The organism is Pseudomonas sp. CNPSo 3701 (genome assembly GCF_028674975.1).
GTDB classification, from domain to species: domain Bacteria; phylum Pseudomonadota; class Gammaproteobacteria; order Pseudomonadales; family Pseudomonadaceae; genus Aquipseudomonas; species Aquipseudomonas straminea.
Map to the genome: position 1 here is coordinate 407,364 of NZ_JAQZSI010000001.1, position 18,074 is coordinate 425,437.

Consider the following 18,074-nt stretch of genomic DNA (forward strand, 5'->3'; position numbering starts at 1 on the left):
GCGCCTGCTCCACTCACCATCCAGACATCCGCCGCACCCGGGGCTCCCGGGGTGGCCTCGGAAGACCAGACAGCATGGACATGCAAATACCGGGTTACGACATCGAACGCGAGCTGGGCGATGGCGCGATGGCCGTGGTCTACCTGGCGACCCAGCGCTCCCTCGACCGCAAGGTGGCGCTCAAGGTGATGGCCGCCTCGCTGGCCGCCGACCCGACCTTCTGCGAGCGCTTCCTGCGCGAGGGCAGGACCCTGGCGCGGCTGTCGCACCCCAATACCGTGACCATCCACGACATTGGCAATGTCGGCAGCCTCTATTACATGGCCATGGAATACTTGCCCAACGGCACGCTCAAGGAGCGCATCGCCGCGGGGCTGAGCATCGACCAGGGGCTGGTGTGGATCCGTCAGATCGCCTCGGCCCTGGGGTATGCCCATGCCCAGGGCATGGTGCACCGCGACGTTAAGCCGGCCAACATCCTGTTCCGCGCCGACGGCACCGCGGTGCTCAGCGACTTCGGCATCGCCAAGGCGCTGGACGATCGCACCCAGTTCACCCAGGCCGGCTTCGCCGTTGGCACGCCCAGCTACATGAGCCCCGAGCAGGCCCGCGGCCTGGACATCGATGGCCGTGCCGACCTCTACGCCCTGGGCGTGGTGCTCTATGAAATTCTCACCGGCAAGCTGCCCTATACCGGCAGCGATTCACTGTCCACGGCCCTGGCGCACCTGACCGAGCCGCTGCCGGCGCTGCCCATGGTGCATGGCCGCTATCAGCCGATCCTCGAGCGCCTGCTGGCCAAGGATCCCAGTGCACGTTTCGCCGACGCCGCCGAGCTGATCGTTGCCCTGGATCGCCTGGAGTCGCCCGCTGACGATGCCACGCTGTTCCAGCCGCTGGTGCTGCCAGGGGCCGAAAAAACCAGCGACATCAGCCAGCCGCCCTTGGCGCCGGTGACCGTGGACATCCCCACCCATGCACCCGCCGCCGAGCCCACGGCAGCGCCGCGCCCGCAGCCTTCGCCGCTGGCCTCTTCGGTGCGCCAGGGCAATGCCGGCGTCAGCAGGAAACCGCTGATTCTCGGCGCCTCCCTGGCGGGCGTGCTGTTGCTGGCCGGTTGCGGCTACTGGCTGTTCGGCTCGGATGTAGCGGGGCCTGCTGCGCCGCCGGTGGCCGACCAGCCGGCCCAGAGCCAGTCCCAGGCACTGGCCCAGCCCAGCGGCGAGGCCGGGCCGATCTCGGCGGTGGCCGACAGCGACGGCGGTGATCGCCCGCTGCTGATGCCCGGCAAGAAGACCTTATTCCAGCGCGTGCTGACTAAGCCGGGCGCCAAGCTGGCCGATGCGGCTGGCAGCAGCGGTGGCAAGGACATGCCGGCGTTCTCGGTGTTCTACGTCTACGCCCGCCAGGACATAGACGGCCAACCCTGGCTGCAGATCGGCGCGTCCACCGATGGCCGACGTGACGGTTGGCTGCCGGCCAATGCGGTCAGCGACTGGAAGCAGAGCCTGGTGCTCAAGTTCACCGAACGCTCCGGCCGTTCGCCGGTGATGTTCGTGCGCGATGCCTCGGCCCTGGAGCAACTGCTGGCCGAGCCGGCGCGGGCTCGCGAAGCGCTGCGCGAGGCGCTCAAGGGTACCGGCCACAACGTGGTGGCGGTCGAGCCGGGCGGTAGCGCCGTGCCCCAGGATCAGTTCTACCTGCTGCCGATCTTCGACTCCGAGGAAACCTTCGACGCCAACGGCCAGCCGCTGCAACTGCTCAACGTCGCCTCCATCGACCCGGGCAGCGCCCCGCAAGGCGCGGCCGACAGCACGCCAGCGGCGATGCCGGAAGGCTTCAGGACGGCCATCGTGCTGGTGGTCGACACTTCGGTGTCGATGCAGCCCTACATCGACCGCGTGCGCGACGTGGTGCACGAGCTGCAGGGGCAGATCGCCAAGCGCGGCGACCTGGACAGCGTCAGCTTCGGCATGGTCGGCTTCCGCAGCAACACCAGCAAGACCCCGGGCCTGGAGTACACCGCCAAGACCCTGGTCAGCCTGGAGCAGGGCCGCGATCCCGAGCGCTTCCTGCAACTGGCGCAGCAGATCAAGGCCACCGACGTGTCCAGCCACGACTTCAACGAAGACGCCTTCGCCGGCGTCATGCAGGCGGTCGACGGCATGGACTGGAATGGCTACGGCGGCCGTCTGATCCTGCTGGTCAGCGATGCCGGCGCGCTGCGCAAGAGCGACCCGCTGGGCCTGACCCAGATGAACGAGGCCGAAGTGCGCGAGGCCGCCCTGCGCAAGCAGATCAAGATCTACGCCCTGCACCTGAAAACCCCGGCCGGCAAGCGCAACCATGGCTTCGCCGAGCAGCAATACCGCAGCCTGACCGCCGACCCCAACCCGCGCATCGGCGACCTGTACGTGCCGGTAGCTGGCGGCGACGTCAACGCTTTCGGGCAGAGCGTGTCGCAGATCGGCAACGCCTTCGCCGACCTGGTGCACAAGGTGCGCACCGACAGCAGCCTGCCCGAACCCAAAGGTGGTTCGAGCATCGCTGACAAGTCGGCGGCGGTCGGTTACGCCATGCACATGGATTTCCTCGGCCACCAGAGCCAGGCCCGCGCGCCTCGGGTGGTCACCGCCTGGACCAGCGATCGCGACATTACCGACCCGGCGCTGCCGGCCTTCCAGGTCTGCGTGCTGCTCACCAAGCTGCAGCTCAACGATCTGCAGCAGTCGCTGCGCATGGTGGTCGACGCGGCGCGGCGTACGCAGAGTTCACCCAAGGACTTCTTCCAGGAAATCGCCAGCGCCAGCGCGCACATGAGCCGCGACCCCTCGGCCCTGGTCAAGGGCGGCAACCTAGCGCAGAGCGGCGTGCTCGGCGAATACCTGGACGGCCTGCCGTACCGCAGCAAGGTGCTGAACATGAGCCAGGACCTGTGGCTGTCGCTCAGCGTCGCCGAGCAGGAAGATTTCATCGACGAGCTGGATTCCAAGATCCGCCTCTACGAAACCTTCCACAACGACACGGCCAACTGGGTTCGTTTCGGCGATGCCGCACCTGGCGACGCGCTGTATCGCGTGCCGTTGTCGACGTTGCCCTGATGCTCAGCCTCGAGGCGATAAGCAAGACCCGCGGTGTCGACGGGCAGCGCTATCGCCTGGAAATCCCGGTGCTGCAGCTGCGCGCCGGACGACGCATCGCCTTGATCGGCACCAGCGGCAGTGGCAAGAGCACGTTGCTCGACCTGCTGGCCCTGGTGCTATCGCCCGACCCGGGCGGCGTCCAGTGCTGGAACGACGGCGCGCAGTCGCTCGACCTCGCCGAGCTATGGCGCCAGGGCCGGCATGACCAACTGGCCGCACTGCGCGCCCGGGCCTTTGGCTATGTGCTGCAGACCGGCGGGTTGCTGGGCTTTCTCAGCGTGCGTGGCAATATCCAGCTGCCCCGCGAGCTGCTCGGCCTGCCGCTGGGCGACGCCGTCGAGCAACTGGCCGAGCAATTGGGCATCGCCGATCTGCTCGACCGCCAGCCGGGGCGCCTGTCGGTCGGCCAGCGCCAGCGCGTGAGCATCGCCCGGGCGCTGGCCCATCAGCCGGCCATCGTGCTCGCTGACGAGCCGACAGCATCGCTCGATCCACTGAACGCCGAGCGGGTCATGCAGTTGCTGGTCGAGCAGGCCGCTGCCCGAGACCTGTGCCTGGTGATTTCCACTCACGATCAGGCGCTGGCCGCACGCTACGGCCTGACGCCGATGCAACTGCAGGTCGAGCCCCAGGGCGACGGGCTGGTGGTCGCGCGGCTGGCGGAGTGCGGCTGATGCGCCTGGCGCTGTTCGCCCGCCTGGCCTGGCAGGACTATCGTTGCGACGCGCGGCTATCCTGGTGCGCGATACTCGCTCTGGTCGCGGTCATTGCGCCGCTGCTGGTGCTGTTCGGCCTCAAGTTCGGCCTGGTCACCACCCTGACCGAGCGCCTGGAACGCGACCCGGCGGTGCGCGAAATCATCCCTCTGGGCGGCGCCCGCTTCAATTTGCAGAGCATTGAGGCACTGGCTTTGCGCAAGGATGTCGGTTTCGTGATTCCGCGTACCCGGCAGATCGCCGCGACCGCCGACCTGCAGGGCCCGGCGCAGATACTCACCGTGGAAATGCTGCCAACTGCGAACGGCGATCCGCTGCTCGATGGCCGGCCGGCGCCTGCAGATGAACATGCCGTGCTGCTCAGCCAGAGCGCAGCGGAAAAGCTCGGCGTGGCAGCAGGTGATGACCTGCCGGCCAATTTCGGACGAAGCGTGGCCGGTCAGCCGCAAGTGGCCCAGGTCAGCCTGCGGGTGCAGGCCGTGCTGCCGGTAACGGCCTTTTCCCGGGATGCGCTGTTTGCCTCCCTGAGCCTGCTGGAGGCCGCCGAGGATTATCGTGACGGCCTGGCGGTTCCGGCATTTGGCTGGCCGGGCGAGCAACCGGGCGCGCAGCGCGAGCGCATCTACCCGAGTTTCCGCCTGTACGCCCGGGATCTGGATGGCGTGGAAAGCCTGCGCCAGTACTTCCAGCAGTCGCACCAGGCGGTAGCTACCCAGGCTGAGGCGGTCGCTCAGGTGCGGGCGTTGAGCCGTAATCTGGCGTGGGTGTTCTGGTCGGTGGCCTGCCTGTCCCTGACCGGCGCCTTCGCCGCGTTGGCCGCCGGCACCCTTGGCGCGGTGGCGCGCAAACGCCATGAGCTGGCGGTGCTGCGGCTGCTGGGTTTCCCGGCCGTGGCGCTGGTCGCGTTCGTGGTGCTGCAGGCGCTGTATACCGGCATCGCCGCCCTGGCGCTCTCGGCGCTGCTATACGGCTTGGCCGCCAGCGGGCTGAACCTGTTGTTCCAGTCGGCGCCGGGCGAATATGCTTGCCGACTGTTGCTCTCCCATTATCTGCTCGCAGCGATGGCTACTCTGCTGTGCTGCGTGCTCGCCGCCGCTGCCGGTGGCTGGCGGGCGGCTCACCTGGAAGCCTCGGAAGGATTGCGTCATGTATAAGGTGCTCAGCGCCACCCTGGTTCTCTCGTGCCTGGCCGGCGCTGCCTGGGCCGAGCCCGATGCCGATCCGCTCTACAACCCCAAGCCGCTGGCCGGTGACGTCAGCCTGCCGCTGCCTTGCGACGGGCAAATGGTGTTCCGTTACGTCTACGTGCTGGCCAAAGGCGCGCTGGACGATCACGAAGTGACCCTCGGTTACCCGTTCAGCGAGGGTGAGCCCGGCTATCAGCAATCCTTCATTTCCGGTTACCGGCGCGACTACATCAATGGCCAGTTCACCCTCAGCGATCTGTCCAAGGACTGGCAGGCCAAAGTGCGCGGCGAGCTGCCCAAGGCCGACGGCGTGACGCCACTCAAGCCAATGCTGTACTTCATCGGCAAATACGAAGTAACCCAGCGCCAGTACGACCTGGTGATGGCCCAGGCGCCGTCGCTGGCAGGCGAGGGCGAACCGCCGGCCTGCGAGGCGGCTTCCGGGATGGCGGCGCGGCTGCCCAAGGTCAACCTGTCGCGCTTCGACGCCGAGCGTTTCGCCGCGGTGTATAGCGCCTGGCTGCTGAAACACCATCGCGACCTGCTGCCGATCAGCGGGCGCACTGGTAAGGGTGAAGATGGCGGTCAGGCCTTCGTGCGCCTGCCCACCGAAGTGGAATGGGAATACGCGGCCCGCGGTGGTCACGCGGTAAGCCGGCAGCAGCTGGAAGCGCGGCTGTTCCCGCGCCCGGTGGAGGGCAGCGAGAGTGACGGCCCGCTGGGCGACTGGGCAGTCTTCAACCAGGTCGCCGGCGGCACCGGACAGAATGCGCGACTGCTGCCCATCGGCCTGAAGAAGCCCAACCCGGTCGGCCTGTTTGACGTCATCGGCAACGCCGCGGAAATGGTTCAGGAATCCTTCCAGCTGGTACACGCCGGGCGCCGCCAGGGCACCTACGGCGGCTTCGTGGTCAAGGGCGGCAACTACCTGGAAGGCGAGATGACCCTGTTCACCGGCATGCGCCGAGAGTACCCGCTGTTCGCCGCCGATGGTACCGAGCAGCGCAACGAGACCACCGGTTTTCGGGTGGCCATCGGCGCGCTTTCTGCGCCGCGTTCGCGATACAAGGAACTGTTTGCACAATGGAAGGACGAAGGACGAGTCAGCACGCTTACCGATGAGATCGACGAAGACCAGGACGCCACCAAACTGCTCGATGGGCTGATCGCCAACAGCGACGATCCGCAGCTGCGTGATCGCCTGGGGATCGTCAACGAGGAGCTCAAGCGCAGCGTCTCGCTGATCGCCAAGCAGCGTGAGGATGCCGCCGGCAACCTGATTCAGTCGGCAGCCCTGGTGGCCGAAACGATCAACAACTACAACATTCGCCTGACCAATCTTCGCAAGAGCCGTGACGAGGCTCGCAGCGCCAAGGACGAAGCCTCGGCGAAACTGTTCGAAGCGGCCATGGCCAATGGGCAGAGCGCTCTGGACGGTGCTCTGGCGATTTACATCGACAACCTGGCCAACGGCACGCGCTACAGCGATGCGGTGATCCAGGCGCAGTTCCAGCGCACCAAGGAAGAGCTGGCGCGCAAACCGGTACTGGGCAAGAGCCTGGTCACCCGTGCCACCTTGTTCGTGCGTCACGTGGGCGAATACCGCAAGAACCGCAAGGCGGATGCGGATGTGATTCTCAAGCAATTGCTGGCACCCTGATCGGGTTGCCAGCCGTTACGGATAAAGGCACTGGCGAGCGGCCGGTGCCGATTGTGCAAATCAACGGCGTTAGCCGTGACAACGCAGGTGGTGTCACCCGGCCCCGCCTGAATGGAATAAACGCTCACTCAAGTACGAGATCGACGACGATGCAAACTTTCAACAAGGCTCCCGCTTTTTCCTCGATACGCACTGCGCTGCTTTCTGCCGTCACCTGCACCAGCGTGTTGCTGGTCGGCTGCGCCGGTTCGCCAAGTTCCCAGGTCGCCTCGACCACCAAGGCCGAATACTTCCCGCAGTGCTACGAGCCGGTCACCCAGCTGCGCAGCTCCGACGAAGCGATGAGCCGCAGCGTGGCCATCGGCGCCGTTACCGGCGGCCTGATGGGCGCCATCGGTGGTGCCCTGGTCGATGACGAGAAGCGTGGCCGCAATGCCGCCATCGGTGCTGCCGGTGGCGCCCTGGCCGGTGGCGCCCTGGCGTACTACAACCAGCGTCAGCAGCAGATCAGCGACGACAATGCACGCCTGGCCTCCTACGCTACCGACATCGACACCAACAACCAGAACATCGACCGCAACATCCGCTACGCCAGCGCTGCGCAGAGCTGCTATCAGCAGGCGTTTACCCAGCTGCGCGCTGATCGCAAGGCCAACAAGATCAGCGACGCCGATGGCCGCAAGCGCCTGGCCGAGATCGTCAGCGGCCTGAGCGAGACCAACGCGCTGCTGGCCAAGGTCGACGGCCGCACCGGCGAGAACGTCAACACCTACACCCAGGCCTACGAGAAAGACCTGCAGACCGTGGGCGTCGAGCGCAAGGAAGTGACCAAGGTGGCCACTGCCAAGCAGCCGAAGCCAACTGCCAAGGTCACCAAGGAAGTGATCACCACCGAGCAATCGCTGCAGAAGGCCCAGGCCAAGCAGAAGGAAAGCCAGCAGGTGGCCAGCCGTGGCCGTACGCTGGTCAGCGACGTGTGCAACAACCCGGACATGGGCGACTGGGCACCGGCCAGCTGCAAGGCCTGATCCACGTCCCATCGAAGAAACCGCGCCTGGCGCGGTTTTTTTATGCCTGGCATTTCTATTTTGTTGTCAGTTGGGCGGGCGAATTGAACGGTAATCTGCACGGGGGATTGATGCCGGTCATTATCGCGCCTGCCTTGCTGGGCAATCATGGCGGGTGCCGAGTGGGTAACCAGGCTGTTAGGGTGCCGGGCTGGAGTAACGTGCTAATCGTCGCGTTTGCATCCGCCCATACCGCCCCAAGGTTCGTGCAGAAACGCGCGGCTTGAGTATTTCCGCACCGCCGTGCCTGACGCAGCGGGCGGAACGCCCCGGTTCAAAACACTTCTCTTAGCCGTTTGGATGAGCTGATGAACAAGACAATAGTGAGTCTGCTGCTGGCGCTGGGCCTGGTCGGGGCTGCCCAGGCGGCGGGTGACCCGGCCGCAGGGCAGACCAAGGCGGTGGTGTGCGGGGCCTGTCATGGCGTCGATGGCAACAGCGCGCTGGTCAATTTCCCCAAACTGGCCGGCCAGGGTGAGCGCTACCTGCTCAAGCAGATGCAGGACATCAAATCCGGCGCCCGGCCAGTGGTGGAAATGACCGGCATGCTCGAGCCGCTGAGCGAGCAGGACATGGCCGACGTCGCCGCCTACTTCGCCAGTCAGAAGATCAGCGTGGGGGCGGCCGATCCGGCCCAGGTCGAGCGCGGCCAGGCGCTGTTTCGCGGCGGCAAGCTGGCCGAAGGCATGCCGGCCTGTACCGGGTGCCACGCGCCCGACGGCGCCGGTATCGCCACGGCGGGTTATCCACACCTGGGCGGCCAACACGCCGGTTACATCGCCAAGCAACTGAGCGCCTTCCGCGAGGGCGAGCGCAGCAACGACGGTGACGCGATGATCATGCGCGACATCGCCGCCAAGCTCAGCAACAAGGATATCGAGGCCCTGTCGAGCTACATTCAAGGCCTGCATTGAGGCGCTGATCGGCATTTGCCAGACGGTGAAAAAAAGGGTGGCGAAGGCCACCCTTTTTCGTTGGTGAGCCCGCTACAATGTCAGGAACCTGCCGGGTGGCGACCAGTCGAACCAGAGCTGTCCGCAGCACCTTCATCGTTAGGAGTCATGCATGCGTAATCTGATCCTCTCCGCGCTTCTGGCCACTGCCAGCCTGTTCGGTGTTACCGCCCACGCCGCCGATATCGAGGCTGGCAAACAGTACGTCGAGCTGAGCAACCCGGTCCCAATCTCCAAACCCGGCAAGATCGAAGTCGTCGAGCTGTTCTGGTACGGCTGCCCGCACTGCTACCAGTTCGAGCCGACTCTCAATCCCTGGATCGAGAAGCTGCCGTCCGACGTCAACTTCGTGCGCATTCCTGCCCTGTTCGGCGGCCTGTGGAACGTTCACGGTCAGCTGTTCATCACCCTGGAAAGCATGAAGGTCGAGCACCAGGTTCACGACGCCGTGTTCCGCGCCATCCATAAGGAAGGCCGCAAACTGGCTACTCCGGAAGAAATGGCTGATTTCCTGGTCACCCAGGGTATCGATCGTGACGCCTTCCTCAAGGCCTTCAACTCCTTTGGCGTGAAGAGCCAGATGGAGAAGGCCAAGAAACTGGCCATGGCCTACCAGATCAACGGCGTGCCGGTGATGATCGTCAACGGCAAGTACCGTTTCGATATCTCCAGCTCGGGCGGCCCGGAGCAGACCCTGCAGGTCGCCGACTTCCTGATCGCCAAAGAGCGCGCCGCCAAGTAATCGACCTCCGGAGCGCCTGCCATGCTGCGTCGCCGCTCGATGCCCCGTCAGGCTGGCCTGTGCGATCCACAGGTCAACCCGGACTGCACGCCTGACAGCGAGTGGCCGCAGGACGGACGCTTGCGGTTGCTCAGTTTCAACATCCAGGTCGGCATCAGCACCGAGCGCTACCATCATTACCTGACCCGCGGCTGGCAGCACCTGCTGCCGCATCAGGGCCGTGCCGGTAACCTGCAGCGCATCGGCGAGCTGCTTGGCGATTACGACATCGTCGCCCTGCAGGAAGCCGACGGTGGCAGCGTGCGCTCCGGCTTCATCAACCAGGTTGAACACCTGGCGCGCATGGGCGAGTTTCCCTACTGGTACCAGCAGCTCAACCGCAACCTGGGGCGTTTCGCCCAGCATAGCAATGGTCTGCTCAGTCGCTTGCGACCGACCCTGCTGGAAGATCACCCGCTGCCCGGCCCGGCCGGTCGCGGGGCGATCCTGCTGCGTATCGGCGAGGGCGACGATGCCATCGCCGTGGTCATGATGCACCTAGCGCTGGGCGCGCGTACCCGCACCCGGCAGTTGGCCTATATCCGTGAGCTGATCGGCGGCTATCGACACCAGATCCTTATGGGCGACATGAACACCCACGCCATCGACCTGCTTGAGCATTCGCCGCTGCGCGATCTCGGCCTGCTCGCACCCCAGGTCGAGGCGACCTTTCCGAGCTGGCGCCCGCAGCGCTGCCTCGACCATATTCTGCTCAGCCCGGGCCTTGAGCTCGAGCGCTTCCAGGTCTTGGCCCAGCCGATCTCCGACCACCTGCCGGTGGCTGTGGAGATTCGCCTGCCCAATGCCCTCACGCCTTCGTTGACGCCCCGTGTGCAGGAGCCCTGAGCATGGCCGACGACGCCAAACGCTGGCGCGAGAAGTACCTTGCCAATATCGAGCAGCAGGAAAAGCTCGAGCGCCGCTGGGACATGCGTGTCGACCTGCTGCGGCGTGGCCTGGTGCGCAGCAGTCTGGCGGCCGAGGGCTCTGACAAATCGGTTGACCAGTGCATGCAGGAGCTGCGCGAATTGCTGCGTCGTGATGACATGGACGCCGGCCTCAGCGCACTGATTCCGCGCCTGGAAAAGACCGTTCTGGATTCCGAGCAACGCCGTCAGCAGCGCATCGAGCAGGTCGCCAGCGGCATGGCGAGCCTGGTGGCGCAGCTGTTGAAGACGGATTTGCCGAGCGATGTACGCAAGCCGCTCAAGCGCTTTGCCAAACAGGTCGAGCAGCGCGCCCGGCAGTCGCGGGAAATGCCGGCGCTGCTGGCCGAGCTCGGCCAACTACAGCAGCAGGCCTTGCAGGCGCTGGGCGGCGAGCAGGTCGAACGTCCGGGTTTTATCGAGCGGCTTTTCGGTAGCCGCGACAATGCCAGCCCGGCGGCCAACGCCGAGCCGGACGCGTCTGCTGCGCCGGTGGCAGTGGGCGAGCAGGCGGCGACGACTGCCGACGACGAATCTGTCGAGCAGTCAGTGACTGGGCGAGTGATGGCTGAGCCGCAAGCGCAAGCCGTAACTGCCAAAGCGGAGAACGTACCTGCGGTTACCGCCGAAACTGTCTCGCCATCGCCATCGCCATCGCCATCGCTGGAAGCTTTCCCGCAGCCTGCCATTCGCCCAGCCCCCGTCTCTGCCAGCGCGCCTGCTGTGGTCAGCCGTGTGATGCTGGACAGCCTGCCGCTGTCGTCCGCCTTGCTGATGCCGTCGCCTGAGGCCGAAGCTTCTACAGAGGTTACGGCAGAGCAGATTCCAGTAGCGCAGCAGGCCCAGGAGACGACAGCCGAAGCTGCCGTCGCTACCGACATCGTTGTCACGGCTGATCCTGAATATGCTTTGCCGCCGGCGCCCGAGCCGGGCTACAGCGCCATCGCCAGCCATGTGGAAGGCAGCCTGCTCAAGTTGCTTGAGGAGTTGCCGCTGCCCGAGCGCCATCAGGGCCAGGCCGATGCATTGCGCCAGCGCATCACCGCTGGCCTGAACATGTACGAGCTGGTGCCGGTACTCGATGACCTGGCCGTGCTGATGCTGGCGATCGCCGATGTTGGCCAGCGCGAGTTCGAGGGCTACCTCAAGCAGCTTAACGAGCGCTTGGCCTCCTTCCAGGGCAGCTTGCAAGACGTCCATACCGACTACACCGAATCCGCTGAGGCGGCGCGTAGTCTGGACAGTGAGCTGCGCCAGCAGGTCGACGGCTTGCACAGCAGTGTGCAAGAGGCCACCGATCTGAACAACCTAAAGGAGCTGGTGGAAAGCCGCCTCAGCGGTTTGCTTGGCACGATGAGCCAGTACCAGCAGCAGCGCGATGCCCGCGAGCTGCAAGTCGGTGAGCGCCTGCAGATTCTGGTCGACCGGGTGGCCAGCATGGAGGTGGAAGCCAAGGGGTTTCGCGATCACCTCGAAGAGCAGCGCCAGAAGGCGCTGCTCGATCCGCTTACCGGGCTGCCCAACCGGGCTGCCTGGACCGAGCGCCTGGATCTGGAACTGGCGCGCCTGCAGCGTTACGGCGGCGACTTGCTGCTGGCGGTACTGGATATCGACCACTTCAAGCGCATCAACGACGACTATGGCCACTTGGCCGGCGACAAGGTGTTGAAGATCATCGCTGGCGAGCTGTTCAAGCGGCTGCGCAAGACCGACTTCATCGCCCGCTTCGGCGGCGAGGAGTTCGTGCTGCTGATTCCGTCCACGCCTATGGACGGCGGCCTGAAGCTGCTCGACACGCTGCGCGCGGCCATCGAGAACTGCCCGTTCCACTTCAAGGGCGAGCGGGTGACCATCACCCTGTCCGGCGGCATCAGCGCGTTCAGCAGCGCCGAGCGTAGCGAGCAGGTGTTCGAGCGCGCCGACCAGGCCCTGTACCGCGCCAAGCGTGGCGGGCGTAACCGCATCGAGGTGGGTTGAGCCTCATCCGAGGCCTGACCTTGCCGCCATTCATCCCTTCTGTGCATCAGGCACGCCCGGCGTGTGCCGGTTGTCGCAAAGCGCAGCGCCGGCAGTCGCCTGGCCATCACAGCGCTGCTAGTCTTGCCCTGCCGAACACTTGATAACCAGATCGACTTCTTATGCTAGGGCGCCTCTCACTGCTGCTGGGGCTCGCCGCGTTCGCCTGCCAGGCGAGTGCGCTGACCGTCTACAAATACACCGATGCCAATGGTGTGGTCACCTACAGTGACCAGGCTGCGCCCGGTGCGAAGGTGTTCGTGTTCAGCGATCGCATGGTCGAGAAGCTCGACAATCAGGTGAAGCTGGAAACCCGCAAGCACGCCGCCGGCGAAACCCTGCTGGTGCGCAACGACCTGTTCGCGCCGGTGCAGGTGGAGCTCAAGCTGGAGCAACTGAGCAACGTCAGTGGCGCGCCGGGCAAGCCGATCAACTGGGTATTGCCGCCGCGCAGCGAAATTCGCCTGGCCACCCTGGCGCCGCTGGACCCGGCCAAGCCGCTGCGCTACACCCCGAAACTCAGCTACGCCCTGGGCGACCCGCGGTTGCTGCCCATCAAACAGGCCTATCCGCTGCCCTGGCGCGGCGGCCCGTTTCGCCTGACCCAGGGCGCCAACGGCCAGTACAGCCACTTCACGCCCAAGGGCCGTTACGCTCTGGATATCGCCATGCCCGAGGGCACGCCGATCATCGCCGCGCGCGCTGGTATGGTGGTCAAGACCGAGAACGACCAGAGCGGGCGCGGCACCAACCCATCCGGAAATTTCGTACGCATCCTGCATGACGACGGCACCATGGGCGTCTATCTGCACCTGATGCAGGGATCGGTTAGCGTGCGTGAGGGGCAGCGTGTGCCAGTCGGTGCGCCGATCGGCCGTTCCGGCAACACCGGCAATAGTACCGGCCCGCACTTGCACTTCGTGGTGCAGCGCAACGTCGGCATGGCGCTGGAGTCGATCCCTTTCGAATTCGCCCAGCCGGTGGACAGCCTGCCCAACTTCGCCGTGGGCGGTGACTGACGCATCCGCCTCGCGATCAGGCCTTGCCCAGGCGACAGCTCAGCGCGCAGTGATCGGATACGCCAGTGCTCAGTCTGGCGTTTTCCAGCCGATAGCCCGGCGTGTGAAACACCCCATCGACCATGAACGGAATTTCGCCGGCGCGGTGCAGCGAACCGTCGATGCTGCTGGTGTAGTGCGCGGGTACGCCGTCGATGAAGTGCTCGGCGATCAGGTCGAATGTGGGGCGACCGCGCGGTGCATTGAAGTCGCCGGTCAGCAGCAGGCCGCCCGCTGCCTGAGCTTGCGCCTGAGCCAAGTTGATCAGCTTGCCGGCGCTTTCGCGCTGGTACGGCGTGGAGCTGCCGAGCGGGGTGACGTTGAGGTGGGTAGTGGCGACACGAAAGCCGCCAAGCGTGGCGCTGAGCAGCACTTCGGCGATGCTCAGCGGGTCGGCCACGCGTCGGCCCTCGGCCACAAAGAAAGTCATCTCCTGAATGCGCTCTGGGCTGCCCGAGTAGTACTCGGCCGTGACATCGAGTAGCGCCTCGCCACGGGCCAGCATGCCGACGCCCACCACGTTGGCCGGGCCTTCGTCCGGGTAGCGGGCCATCGGGGCGAAAGCCATGGGCGCGCGCATCAGCGCCTCGAAGAACGCAATGTCGCGCTCGCAGACTTCCTGCAGGCAGAGCAGATCCGGGCGTTCACGGTCGATAAAGGCTTCGACGCGACCCAGATGGCGGGAACGTTCGATATTGATGGAGGCGATGTTCAGGGACATGGAATCAGCAGGTGCGAAGAGGGGGCGTGATCAGCCGCGCAGTATACCCGACGGCCATGGCCGACATGCGCCGGCCCCAACGCAAATCGCCCGGCGAGCCGGGCGATTTGTTTATAACAGCGTGATCAGAACGCCAGACCGACCTTCAGGCCGACCTGCTCCTGCTTGAGCTTGCTGCGCTCGGCCAGCTCGGAGTTGCTGTCCAGCTCGTAGCGAGTCTGGGTGTAGTACAGGCTGGTGCTGATCGGCAGGTTGTTGATGCCCTTGTTCCACAGCACGCTCAGTTCACCATACGGGTTGACCTTGTTCTTCAGGTCCACCGAATCGCTGTCGCCATCGACCTTCAGGCGTGCTTCGGAATCCACCGAGTAGCGGGCGCCGACTTCCAGGCGCACGGTGTAGTCGTTGGTCAGGTAGTTGTAGCCCAGGCCGGCCTTGGCGAACGGCGATTTGCTGGTCAGTTTGACGTTGCTGTCCAGCGGACCGACGTCGTCCTGCTCGATACGACCCCAGTCGTAACCGCCACCGACCAGCACGTCGACGTACTGGTTGCTGCTCAGCGCCGCGCGCAGGCCCAGGTCGAGATCGGCACGGGCCGACTTGTATTCCACGTCGTCCTTGTCGCGGTATTGGCCTTCGATGCCGGCCTGGTAGATGAAGCCTTCCTGGCCGGTCAGCTTGTTGCCGAAGGTGTAGAACAGGCCGCCCTGGTTCAGGCGCTCCTTGTCGCTGTCGTCATCCACGGTGAGCTTGTACTGGTTGTGGGAGCCGATTACGCCGATGGTCGAGATCGGGTCGGTGATGGAGTCGGCGTAAGCCTGGGACGCGCCGGCCAGGCAGAGGGCGAGGGCGGTTTTCGAGGTAATTCCATTGAGTCGCATGGCTGAATCCTTGGCAGTCTGTTCATGTGATGGCGTACACCGATCCAATCGGTGCCCGCGGTGGACTGCCCGGCTTTGCGCGGTATTCGAATATGCCGACGAACGGTCGTAAGTGATTGTTTCAGAAGGCCGGAGTCATGGCGGAAATAAGCGATAGATGACCGCTTGGTCAACTTGCGGGAAGGTTTTGCGGCGGCACATTCCCGGGCGCGTGCATGCCTGAGGCAGCGTGCCTTCAGTCGAGCTTGATGACCTTGGCCAGGACGATCTTCGGGCCTTTCATCTTCTTGACGATCAGGCGCAGGCCGGCGACCTCCAGGGATTCCTCTTCTTCGGGCACGCGTTTCAAGGTTTCGTAGATCAGCCCGGCGAGGGTTTCCGCCTCGATATGGTCCAGGTCGATGCCCAGCAGGCGCTCGAGCTTGAACAGCGGCGTGTCACCGCGCACCAGCAATTTGCCGGGCTGGTAGGCGAGGATGCCGCGCTCGGTCTTGCGGTGTTCGTCCTGGATGTCGCCGACCAGGGCTTCGAGCACGTCTTCCATGGTCAGGTAGCCGATCACCTTCCCATCGGCTTCCTCGACCAAGGCGAAGTGCGCGCTGCCCTTGCGGAACTGCTCTAGTAGATCGGACAGCGGCAGATTGCGGCTGACCTTTTCGATGGGGCGCATCAGCTCGGCCAGGCGCAGGGTCGAGGGCAGCATCTCCAACAGCGACAGGTGCAGCAGCAGGTCCTTGATGTGCAGCACGCCGACGAACTCGCCCGCGGCTTCATCAAAGATCGGGAAGCGGCTGTACTTATGCCGGCGGAACAGGCTGAACACTTCGTCGAGCGTGGCGTTAAGCTCCAGGTAGACCAGATCTTCGCGGGAGTTGGCCCAGTCGACCACTTCTAGCTCACCCAGCTCCACGGCGGAGGCGAGCACGCGCATGTCCTGGTCGGTCGGGTCGCTGGCACGGCTGGAGTGCAGGATCAGCTTGAGTTCGTCGCGGCTGTAGTGGTGCTCATGGTGGCCGGCCGGCTGATCCTGACCGGCGATGCGCAGGATGGCGTTGGCGCTGGCGTTGAGCAGGAAGATCGCCGGGTACATGGCCCAGTAGAACAGGTACAGCGGCGCGGCCGTCCACAGCGACAGCAGCTCCGGCTTGCGGATCGCCCAGGACTTGGGCGCCAGCTCGCCGATCACGATGTGCAGATAGGAGATGATGAAGAACGCGGTGAAGAAGGCGATGCCGTGGATCAGCTTCTGCGACTCGATGCCGACCGAGGTCAGCAGTGGTTCGAGCAGGTGCGCGAACGCCGGCTCACCGACCCAGCCCAGACCCAGGGAGGCCAGGGTGATACCCAGCTGGCAGGCGGAGAGGTAGGCATCGAGCTGGCTGTGCACGGTGCGCAGAATGTGGCCGCGCCAGCCGTTTTTCTTGGCCAGTGACTCGACCTTGGTGGCCCGCAGCTTGACCATGGCGAACTCGGCGGCGACGAAGAAGCCGTTGAGCAGCACCAGAAAGAGGGCAAACAGCACGAGGCCCATGTCAGCGAAATAACTGGAGAAGGAGACGCTCGTAGAGGGATCCATAAGGGGTTCGTGTGACCGGATATTGCTAAAGGGTGGGGCCTGGAAGGGCGCTTTGCAAGAGGGCCGCGGTCAGTGGGCTGACGCGGCGATCTGCGCTGGCTGGAAATGGCAGGTGAAGAGGCTGCCCTTGCCCAGCACGCTGGTGATCTCCAAGTGGCCGCGGTGGCGCAACAGCACATGCTTGACGATGGCCAGGCCCAGGCCGGTACCGCCGGTATGGCTGGCACGGCTGGAGTCGACCCGGTAGAAGCGTTCGGTCAGGCGCGGCAGGTGCTTGGCTTCGATGCCGGGGCCGGTGTCCTGCACCGACAGGTGTGCGCCCTGGCCGTCCTGCCACCAGCGAATGCGGATTTCCCCGCCAGCCTGGGTGTACTTCACGGCGTTGAACACCAGGTTGGAGAATGCGCTGCGCAGCTCCGACTCGCTACCCTTGAGCTTGAGGGCGGCGTCGGCCTCCAGGCTGATACGGTGGTTGCGCTCGGCGGACAACGCCAGGGCGTCATTTCTGATCGCTTGCAGCAGGGTGTCGACCGCCACCGGCTGGTTGTCGGAGGGATAATCGGTGGCTTCCAGCTTGGCCAGCAGCAGATCGTTGAGCAGGCCCTGCATGCGGGCCCCTTGCTGCTGCATCTGCTGCAGGGCGCGGCGCCAGCGTGGGTTGATGTCGTCGACGTTGTCGTGGAGGGTTTCCAGGTAACCGGAAATCACCGTCAGCGGTGTGCGCAGTTCATGGGAGACGTTGGCGACGAAGTCCTTGCGCATCTGCTCCAGCTGATGGAGGCGGGTGACGTCGCGCACCAGCATCAGGTGTTCCTGGTTGCCGTAACGGGTGACGTTAAGTTGCAGCTGCTTGCGCGGGTTGACCGGTGAGGGCAGTTCGAGGGGCTCGAGGAAATTGCCACGCTCGAAGTACTCCTTGAAGCGTGGGTCGCGCACCAGGTTGGTGATCGACTGGCCGCTGTCCTGGGGCGTTTTCAGGCCCAAGAGGGTTTCCGAGGCCTTGTTCCACCATTCCAGGTTGCCGTGGCTGTCGAGCATGATCACCGCATCGCGCAATGCTGCGGTGGATTCCTGTACGCGGTCGATCACCGCCTGCAGGCGCCCGCGGGCGCGCTGGTTGCGGCGCTGCAGGTGGTAGATGCTGTCGAAAACTTCGCCCCACAGGCCGTAACCGTCGGGCGGTGGTTCATCGGGTTGATGATCCTTGAGCCAGGCATGCAGGCGCAGCAGCTGGCCAAGGTTCCACAACAGATGAGCAGCCAGGCCGATGGCGATGGCCCAGGCATATTCGCCGGTGATCACACCAGCGGCCAGGCAGGCCGCGATCAGCAGCACTAAACGGCGGGTTATGGCGCCACGCCAGTTACTCGTCACGTTTCGCTCATCCGC

The 18,074-nt window shown here is 65.0% G+C and carries 14 protein-coding genes; 10 read left to right on the top strand and 4 right to left on the bottom strand.

The window, feature by feature from the left end; translation table 11 throughout:
* Positions 1-74 precede the first annotated feature (74 nt).
* The 10 genes from PVA39_RS01840 to PVA39_RS01885 all read left to right on the top strand — a co-directional run bounded on the left by PVA39_RS01840 (position 75) and on the right by PVA39_RS01885 (position 13,468).
* Entirely contained in the window at positions 75-3,101 is a 3,027-nt protein-coding gene (locus PVA39_RS01840) for a serine/threonine-protein kinase (protein WP_274122546.1), read from the top strand.
* Positions 3,101-3,817: an ABC transporter ATP-binding protein gene (locus PVA39_RS01845; RefSeq protein WP_274122548.1), complete on the top strand. Its 717-nt coding sequence runs from the start codon at positions 3,101-3,103 to the stop codon at positions 3,815-3,817. The genes PVA39_RS01840 and PVA39_RS01845 overlap by 1 nt, the downstream gene beginning before the upstream one ends.
* Entirely contained in the window at positions 3,817-5,013 is a 1,197-nt protein-coding gene (locus PVA39_RS01850) for an FtsX-like permease family protein (RefSeq protein WP_274122549.1), read from the top strand. The genes PVA39_RS01845 and PVA39_RS01850 overlap by 1 nt, the downstream gene beginning before the upstream one ends.
* On the top strand, positions 5,006-6,706 hold the full coding sequence (locus tag PVA39_RS01855) for a formylglycine-generating enzyme family protein (RefSeq protein ID WP_147175353.1): 1,701 nt from the start codon (positions 5,006-5,008) through the stop codon (positions 6,704-6,706). The genes PVA39_RS01850 and PVA39_RS01855 overlap by 8 nt, the downstream gene beginning before the upstream one ends.
* A 149-nt stretch (positions 6,707-6,855) precedes the next feature.
* Positions 6,856-7,734: a type VI secretion system-associated lipoprotein TagQ gene (gene tagQ / locus PVA39_RS01860; RefSeq protein WP_093500600.1), complete on the top strand. Its 879-nt coding sequence runs from the start codon at positions 6,856-6,858 to the stop codon at positions 7,732-7,734.
* A 347-nt stretch (positions 7,735-8,081) separates the two neighbouring features.
* Positions 8,082-8,687 (top strand): c-type cytochrome, encoded by a 606-nt coding sequence (locus PVA39_RS01865; RefSeq protein WP_274122550.1) that lies wholly within the window; start codon positions 8,082-8,084, stop codon positions 8,685-8,687.
* Between the two features lie 151 nt (positions 8,688-8,838).
* The gene (locus tag PVA39_RS01870) at positions 8,839-9,468 is read left to right on the top strand and encodes a thiol:disulfide interchange protein DsbA/DsbL (protein WP_093500596.1); all 630 of its coding nucleotides are present in this window, start codon (positions 8,839-8,841) and stop codon (positions 9,466-9,468) included.
* 21 nt (positions 9,469-9,489) lie between these two features.
* Positions 9,490-10,353 (top strand): endonuclease/exonuclease/phosphatase family protein, encoded by an 864-nt coding sequence (locus PVA39_RS01875; RefSeq protein WP_167363082.1) that lies wholly within the window; start codon positions 9,490-9,492, stop codon positions 10,351-10,353.
* A 2-nt stretch (positions 10,354-10,355) separates the two neighbouring features.
* A complete protein-coding gene (locus PVA39_RS01880; RefSeq protein ID WP_274122551.1) occupies positions 10,356-12,410 on the top strand; it encodes a GGDEF domain-containing protein in 2,055 nt (684 codons plus the stop codon).
* Between the two features lie 161 nt (positions 12,411-12,571).
* Positions 12,572-13,468, top strand: coding sequence for a peptidoglycan DD-metalloendopeptidase family protein (locus PVA39_RS01885; RefSeq protein ID WP_093500592.1), 897 nt, complete (start codon positions 12,572-12,574; stop codon positions 13,466-13,468).
* A gap of 16 nt (positions 13,469-13,484) precedes the next feature.
* Here the strand turns inward: PVA39_RS01885 and PVA39_RS01890 are convergent, their stop codons facing one another.
* The 4 genes from PVA39_RS01890 to phoR form a co-directional block, all read right to left on the bottom strand.
* Entirely contained in the window at positions 13,485-14,228 is a 744-nt protein-coding gene (locus tag PVA39_RS01890) for an endonuclease/exonuclease/phosphatase family protein (RefSeq protein WP_274122552.1), read from the bottom strand.
* Between the two features lie 125 nt (positions 14,229-14,353).
* Positions 14,354-15,109 (bottom strand): outer membrane beta-barrel protein, encoded by a 756-nt coding sequence (locus PVA39_RS01895; protein ID WP_027904001.1) that lies wholly within the window; start codon positions 15,107-15,109, stop codon positions 14,354-14,356.
* A 235-nt stretch (positions 15,110-15,344) separates the two neighbouring features.
* Positions 15,345-16,685: a hemolysin family protein gene (locus PVA39_RS01900; protein WP_274122553.1), complete on the bottom strand. Its 1,341-nt coding sequence runs from the start codon at positions 16,683-16,685 to the stop codon at positions 15,345-15,347.
* 69 nt (positions 16,686-16,754) lie between these two features.
* Positions 16,755-18,059 carry a phosphate regulon sensor histidine kinase PhoR gene (phoR, locus tag PVA39_RS01905; protein ID WP_274122555.1) on the bottom strand — a complete coding sequence of 435 codons (1,305 nt, stop codon included), beginning with the start codon at positions 18,057-18,059 and terminating at the stop codon, positions 16,755-16,757.
* Between the last annotated feature and the right edge of the window lie 15 nt (positions 18,060-18,074).

What these genes read in the sequence shown, in the direction of transcription:
- PVA39_RS01855 (WP_147175353.1), top strand. Translation starts at nt 5,006, where the DNA reads ATGTATAAGGTGCTCAGCGCCACCCTGGTTCTCTCGTGCCTGGCCGGC.
- tagQ (WP_093500600.1), top strand. Translation starts at nt 6,856, where the DNA reads ATGCAAACTTTCAACAAGGCTCCCGCTTTTTCCTCGATACGCACTGCG.
- PVA39_RS01885 (WP_093500592.1), top strand. Translation starts at nt 12,572, where the DNA reads ATGCTAGGGCGCCTCTCACTGCTGCTGGGGCTCGCCGCGTTCGCCTGC.
- PVA39_RS01865 (WP_274122550.1), top strand. Translation starts at nt 8,082, where the DNA reads ATGAACAAGACAATAGTGAGTCTGCTGCTGGCGCTGGGCCTGGTCGGG.
- PVA39_RS01875 (WP_167363082.1), top strand. Translation starts at nt 9,490, where the DNA reads ATGCTGCGTCGCCGCTCGATGCCCCGTCAGGCTGGCCTGTGCGATCCA.
- PVA39_RS01850 (WP_274122549.1), top strand. Translation starts at nt 3,817, where the DNA reads ATGCGCCTGGCGCTGTTCGCCCGCCTGGCCTGGCAGGACTATCGTTGC.
- PVA39_RS01890 (WP_274122552.1), bottom strand. Translation starts at nt 14,228, where the DNA reads ATGTCCCTGAACATCGCCTCCATCAATATCGAACGTTCCCGCCATCTG.
- PVA39_RS01895 (WP_027904001.1), bottom strand. Translation starts at nt 15,109, where the DNA reads ATGCGACTCAATGGAATTACCTCGAAAACCGCCCTCGCCCTCTGCCTG.
- PVA39_RS01870 (WP_093500596.1), top strand. Translation starts at nt 8,839, where the DNA reads ATGCGTAATCTGATCCTCTCCGCGCTTCTGGCCACTGCCAGCCTGTTC.
- PVA39_RS01845 (WP_274122548.1), top strand. Translation starts at nt 3,101, where the DNA reads ATGCTCAGCCTCGAGGCGATAAGCAAGACCCGCGGTGTCGACGGGCAG.
- PVA39_RS01900 (WP_274122553.1), bottom strand. Translation starts at nt 16,685, where the DNA reads ATGGATCCCTCTACGAGCGTCTCCTTCTCCAGTTATTTCGCTGACATG.
- PVA39_RS01880 (WP_274122551.1), top strand. Translation starts at nt 10,356, where the DNA reads ATGGCCGACGACGCCAAACGCTGGCGCGAGAAGTACCTTGCCAATATC.
- PVA39_RS01840 (WP_274122546.1), top strand. Translation starts at nt 75, where the DNA reads ATGGACATGCAAATACCGGGTTACGACATCGAACGCGAGCTGGGCGAT.